This is a genomic window from Paenibacillus sp. P4_A7, assembly GCF_056402455.1.
Map to the genome: position 1 here is coordinate 1 of NZ_JBFUHJ010000332.1, position 6,095 is coordinate 6,095.

The 6,095-nt window shown below is 43.1% G+C and carries 5 protein-coding genes; 1 reads left to right on the forward strand and 4 read right to left on the reverse strand.

What is annotated here, in order from left to right:
- Positions 1 to 225: 225 nt before the first annotated feature.
- Both AC1DWN_RS25320 and AC1DWN_RS25325 read right to left on the reverse strand, forming a co-directional pair.
- On the reverse strand, positions 226 to 1,227 hold the full coding sequence (locus tag AC1DWN_RS25320; protein WP_477561666.1) for a protoglobin domain-containing protein: 1,002 nt from the start codon (positions 1,225 to 1,227) through the stop codon (positions 226 to 228).
- Positions 1,228 to 1,425: 198 nt separating this feature from the next.
- Positions 1,426 to 3,321 carry a PrkA family serine protein kinase gene (locus AC1DWN_RS25325; RefSeq protein ID WP_477561667.1) on the reverse strand — a complete coding sequence of 632 codons (1,896 nt, stop codon included), beginning with the start codon at positions 3,319 to 3,321 and terminating at the stop codon, positions 1,426 to 1,428.
- A 242-nt stretch (positions 3,322 to 3,563) separates the two neighbouring features.
- On the opposite strand from AC1DWN_RS25325, the gene AC1DWN_RS25330 reads away from it, so the two are divergent.
- On the forward strand, positions 3,564 to 4,304 hold the full coding sequence (locus AC1DWN_RS25330; RefSeq protein WP_477561668.1) for a DUF2161 family putative PD-(D/E)XK-type phosphodiesterase: 741 nt from the start codon (positions 3,564 to 3,566) through the stop codon (positions 4,302 to 4,304).
- On the opposite strand, the gene AC1DWN_RS25335 is transcribed toward AC1DWN_RS25330, so the two are convergent.
- Positions 4,288 to 5,484, reverse strand: coding sequence for an aminotransferase-like domain-containing protein (locus AC1DWN_RS25335; RefSeq protein ID WP_477561669.1), 1,197 nt, complete (start codon positions 5,482 to 5,484; stop codon positions 4,288 to 4,290). The genes AC1DWN_RS25330 and AC1DWN_RS25335 overlap by 17 nt on opposite strands.
- A gap of 335 nt (positions 5,485 to 5,819) precedes the next feature.
- Positions 5,820 to 6,068, reverse strand: coding sequence for an AbrB/MazE/SpoVT family DNA-binding domain-containing protein (locus AC1DWN_RS25340; RefSeq protein ID WP_477561670.1), 249 nt, complete (start codon positions 6,066 to 6,068; stop codon positions 5,820 to 5,822).
- Positions 6,069 to 6,095: the final 27 nt, after the last annotated feature.

Consider the following 6,095-nt stretch of genomic DNA (forward strand, 5'->3'; position numbering starts at 1 on the left):
CAGCAGGACAAGGTTTATAGGCGTAGCTGCCGGTCCTCTGATTACATCCTTACTATTAAAAAATGAGGCTCTACTGTTCTTTCTCTTTGCTGGTTCTGCTTTGCTTTGCAGTATAATTTCGCTGTTCGCCATTAAGCCAGACAAAAAATGAACAAAAAATAGGAACCCTCCTTGTTTTGAGAGTTCCCGGTTGTTATGAAGTATGTATCTATAATTCTAGACCTACTACTGATTAAGCTGTTGTAAATCGATTGTAACCTTGTCCACCATTTGAACGAATGAGGCCAGTTCCTGTGATCGTGCCGCTTGATTTCGTGCCTCAGCGGATGTTTGCTCGGATTCAGAACGCACCGCGGATAACCTTTTATCGATTTCCGCAAGCTTGGTTTGGATACCCTCGAGCGCATTACGTGATGAAGCAGCAAGTTTTCTTACTTCATTTGCTACAACCTCGAATCCTCGTCCATGTTCCCCAGCCCTTGCAGCTTCTATCGCAGCATTGAGTCCAAGCAAATGCGTTTGATCCGAAAAGCCGCGAATAAGTGTGCCCATTTCATTGATTCCGTCCAGCTCCTCGCGAAGCTCTTCTAATAATGTGTGAGTCTTATCCTGGGATTGTGAAGTCGAAATTGCTGTTGCTGCAATGGATTGTGCGCCTTCATCCAGCTCTATCATAAGCGAAGCCAGTTCTTGCACCGCATTCGTTACAGTAGACAGCATCTCTGTTTTCTTATCCGCAAACTCCTGAATTTTTATTTGTTCATATTGATGGTAAGCTTCCAATACATATTGTGAATCGAGATTGAACATCTTAGTCAAGGCATGAATTACTTCTCGCCATTGATCTGGTATCATTTGTTTTAACACAACCGTTGCTATATCCAAATAGGTCATATAGGATCCTAAATACCAATCCGTCGTTAAGCCAATTCTGGAATGTACAGCACCAATTTTTATACGATTCTCTATGTAGGCTTGATCGATTACGCCATCAGTGAGCGACATCCAATATACTCGCTGTGTCTCCTTGAGCCTTTCGATACTGCTTACTCTTGCTATAAGAGCAACCAATTCAGGCTGTGCGCCTACATTGTCATAAAATCGATCTACTACTTCATCCACCACTTTCAGGAAGATAGGTCTGTAATCAGCCAGACACTGTAAATCCTGATCCGAGATCCCAATATAGTCTAGCTGCTTCTTTCGTTCTGGAGTTACCTTAATCAATTAGTCCGACCCCTTTGATATGTGATGAAAATCACTATATCTATTATATCGGTTATTTCTCTTTTTTTAATATTGAATATGAACATTTTAAAAAAATTAATCGATTAATACATTGATATACGTAAAAAAGCCGCCAAACTTCAGTCCGTCGGCTTCTCTACGTATATCAGCTATTTGGCTTACTCATTAAGCATAAAATTAGCGATTCAGCAAGCTGCCCACATACCTCAGTAATTCATTCGCACATACCGGGCAATACCCATGCTCATCAATAAGTCGTTTTGTAACTTCATTAATTCGTTTCAGTTGACTCTCATCCGGTGTTTTTGTAGATGTTGTAATTTTCACGATATCCTTTAAATCAGTAAACAGCTTTTTCTCAACTGCTTCTCGCAGTCGTTCGTGACTAGTAAAATCAAATTTCTTTCCTTTACGTGAGTAAGATGATATACGGATGAGAATCTCTTCTCGAAAAGCTTTCTTTGCATTTTCCGAGACGCCAATCTGTTCTTCGATCGAACGCATCAGTCTTTCATCCGGATCCATCTCCTCGCCGGTCAACGGATCCTTGATTTTAGCCCAATTACAGTATGACTCAATGTTGTCTAAGTAATTTTCAAACAATGTTCGCGCAGACTCCTCGAAGGAATAAACAAATGCTTTCTGAATTTCCTTCTTCGCCAGTCCATCATACTCTTTCCGAGCAACTGAAATAAAATTGAGATGCCGCTCCCGCTCTTCCTTCGTAATAGACGGATGCTGATCGAGTCCATCCTTCAGAGCCCGAAGCACATCAAGTGCATTAATGCAGTGCATATCTTGTTTAATTAAAGCACTCGAAATACGGTTAATAACATAACGCGGATCGATACCGGTCATACCCTCTTCAATATATTCGTTCTGCATTTCTTTCAAATCGGCTTCCTTAAATCCTTCAACTTCCTCACCATCGTACATCCGCATTTTTTTCACTAAATCCATGCCCTGCTTCTTCGTTTCCTTCAATCTCGTGAGAATAGAGAAAATCGCCGCAGCTCGCAAGGCATGCGGTGCGATATGAATATGTCTCATATCACTTTGAGCGATCAGCTTTGTATATATTTTCTCCTCATCCGACACCCTCAGGTTATAAGGAATCGGCATGACGATCATCCGTGATTGCAGCGCTTCGTTTTTCTTGTTGCTAATRAAAGATTTGTACTCCGTTTCGTTCGTATGCGCGACGATAAGCTCATCAGCACTAATCAAGGCGAATCGACCTGCTTTGAAATTTCCCTCCTGCGTCAGCGAGAGTAAATTCCATAGAAATTTCTCGTCGCATTTCAACATCTCTTGGAATTCCATCAAGCCTCTATTCGCTTTGTTAAGTTCACCATCAAAACGATAAGCACGCGGATCTGACTCTGAGCCGAATTCCGTAATCGTTGAGAAGTCGATACTGCCGGTTAAGTCTGCAATATCTTGCGATTTCGGATCGGAAGGACTGAACGTACCAATACCAACGCGGTTATCCTCAGAAATGAACACACGCTCTACGAGCACGTCTTCAATAATACCGTTATATTCCGTTTGAAGCCTCATTTGGCAGGAAGGACATAAATTACCCTCAATTCTTACGTCAAGCTCCTTCTCGATTTCAGGGCGCAGCTCGTGCGGGATAAGATGCAGCGGGTCTTCATGCATAGGGCAGCCTTTAATCGCATATACGGCTCCCCGATCTGTTCTAGAGAACTTCTCCAGACCTTTTTTGAGCATCGTAACCAGTGTGGATTTACCCCCGCTCACCGGTCCCATCAACAATAAAATCCTTTTGCGAACATCAAGCCTACGAGCCGAGGAGTGAAAATATTCCTCAACCAGCTTCTCTACCGCATGATCCAATCCAAAAATTTCTTGTTCGAAAAATTTGTACTTCTTCTTTCCATTAACCTCTTCTACCCCATACGATTCAATCATCTCATAAACACGTGAATGCGCGGTCATAGCCGGTGACGGGTCCTGTCTCAACAATGCTACATAGTCCTTGATCGATCCTGTCCATGCAAGTTTCTCGCTCTCAGCCTGATAATCCGATATTCGTTTGAAAATATCCATACCGTGCCTCCTCCCATCGCTTCCGCATTCCACTAATCTAACTACGCCCGGGATTTGTATCTAGACGCTCTATCGAGTGGAGCTAACTTTTATTGAGGTATTACATTTCTATGCTTATTCGAGTAGGAAATTGACCACTATTTTAGTCCACTATCCATCAAATTACGACAAGCCGGTATAATCCTTTGTTATAATGGGGGAATAAGAGTCGTTGAGCAGTGCTTAGGGAGGAGTTGTAAACAATGGCTGTTGCAAGGGAAGAAGAGCTCTACGAGCCGATTAAGAAGCATTATGAGCAGTTGGGCTTCACTGTAAAGAGTGAAGTGCTCCACTGCGATCTGGTAGCGATACATCCCGAAAATTCGGATACGATTATCGTCGAAATGAAAAAAACGTTCAACCTCGCCTTGCTGCTGCAAGGGATTGAACGTTTGCGTTTGAATAATCAGGTAGTGCTTGCCGTAGAACGTAATCGAAAAAAAAGTGGCGCTCATAATCAACGATATGGTGATTTAACTGAGCTTTGCCGAATGCTTGGACTCGGTTTAATGACCGTTACCTTTTATAAAACAAAAAAACCTGTAATCGAAATGCTCTGCGAGCCCGGCGATCCGCCACAGCGTGGTGTTAGACGCAAGAAGCAAGCGCAGCTGCATATGGAGTTCAAGGAACGGAGCGGTGACTATAACGTAGGCGGAAGCACTCGCCGCAAACTTATGACCGCATACCGCGAGAAGGCGCTGAGGTGCGCCTACGCACTTCATATGTCAGGTCCGCTCGCTCCACGCCAGGTAGTGGCTATAACAGGTTATAGCCACAGTGGTCAAACGCTCCGCAACAATTATTATAATTGGTTTGACCGTATCGGACGAGGCAAATACATGCTCCGTCCGGAAGGTATTTTAGCATTAACCGAATATAACGATGTCATTGCTGATTGGGTTAGTACCGTTACAGGTATTAATGTTAACTCCGCACCGTAAATTCTTCTATGGCCTCAAATAAACGCGCAACCCCTTGTTCGGTTTTAGCACCTGTGTTATACGTGTAATTCAGACGAGCGGTGTTGCGCATCGGATTTTCCGCATAGAAGGAGCTTCCAGGAACAAATGCAACGCCTTTCTGAACGGCGCAGCGAAGCAGTGCCTCCGCATCCAAGCCTTCAGGCAGCTCAATCCAGAGGAACATGCCGCCTTTCGGTTTAATCCAAGATACATCTAGCCTCGCTTGCTGCTTCAGCAGCTTATCCATTTCAATCATCCGTTGTCCGTATGATTTTGAAATCACTTTAATATGCTCATCCAAATTAAATCCGCCGAGCAGTTGACTTAATATTTGTTGATCCATCGAGCTCGAGTGAAGGTCTGCTGCTTGCTTTGCCTTCGCTACCATTCTAATAACGCTGCTGTCACCGATAGCCCATCCAGTGCGCAGAGCTGGTGCTACTGTCTTGGAGAATGTACTTGTGTAAAGTACTGCACCCTTCTCAGCCTCGCCATTTAGCGCGAATAAAGAAGGAAACTGTTCATTATCATCGAATTTAATATCGCCATATGGATCATCTTCAATAATGGGTATTTCATTTTGCTTGCAAAGATCCAGCATCTTGCGACGTCGTTCTAAGCTCCACACTCTACCAGTTGGATTACCGAATGTTGGCACTGCATACATCAGCTTAGGTTTATGCTCACGTATGAGACGTTCTGCATCTTCTGGAATCATACCGTCTTCATCACTTTCAGCTGCTACAACCTTTAAACCGTGCAATGCGAATACCTGTAAACTTGCCAGATAGGTTGGCTTTTCCACCAATATCGTATCACCGGGCTCTGTTAACACCCCTACTAATAAATCAATGGCCTGCTGTGAACCGGTAGTCAATATCATCTGTTCCGGATTGACGAACATTTGCTTTACTGCCATCCGCTTGCATAACTGCTCGCGCAACGGCAAATATCCTTCAGTCAAACCATACTGCAAAGCGTTTGATCCTGCATCGAATACACGGTTAGCTGCTTCACGCATCGCTTGTACAGGAAAAAGCTCTTCTGCCGGAAGTCCTCCAGCGAACGAAATCATGTCTTTTCCTTGTGTTAGCTTCAAAATATCTCTGACAGCGGACGATTGCAATTGTGCTACTCTAGAAGAAAATCGATAATTCATAGTGTGTGCTCCTCCTCGTAGTTTAAACCACGTCATTTGTGTATATATCCTATGTTAACAATGTGTTCACAACTTTTAAAGTTTTCTTTTTTCTGAACCTTGGTTATAATAAAGACAGCTTATTGGAGGTGTCCAAAGGATGAACTTTATTATTGTAATGACCGTGTTTGTCTTGTTCATTGTGGCGATGCTAACCAGTTCGTATAATGACGACAAAACAAAAGGATTATAAGCTGCGTTTTAGAGCTTAGATTCAAACAAATGAAGCTTCCCGTAGAGCGCTTTGCTCATGACGGGAAGCTTCATTTCGTTAAAATAGCACTCAGAAACGCTGATTAGCGTTGCAGCTGTGCCATTTCCTCCATACATACAGAACATAATGAACGGTTTTTAAATTCCTTAACTTCAGTCATCGAACCGCAAAACACGCATTTTGGACGGTAACGCTCCAATATGATATGGTCACCTTGGACGAAAATTTCTACTGGATCGCCCTCGTTCATCAGATAACGTTTACGTAATGATTTTGGAAGTACAATACGACCAAGTTGGTCTACTTTTCTTACAACACCTGCTGGTTTCATCATCTTCACCTCTTCTGTGTCTAGTTT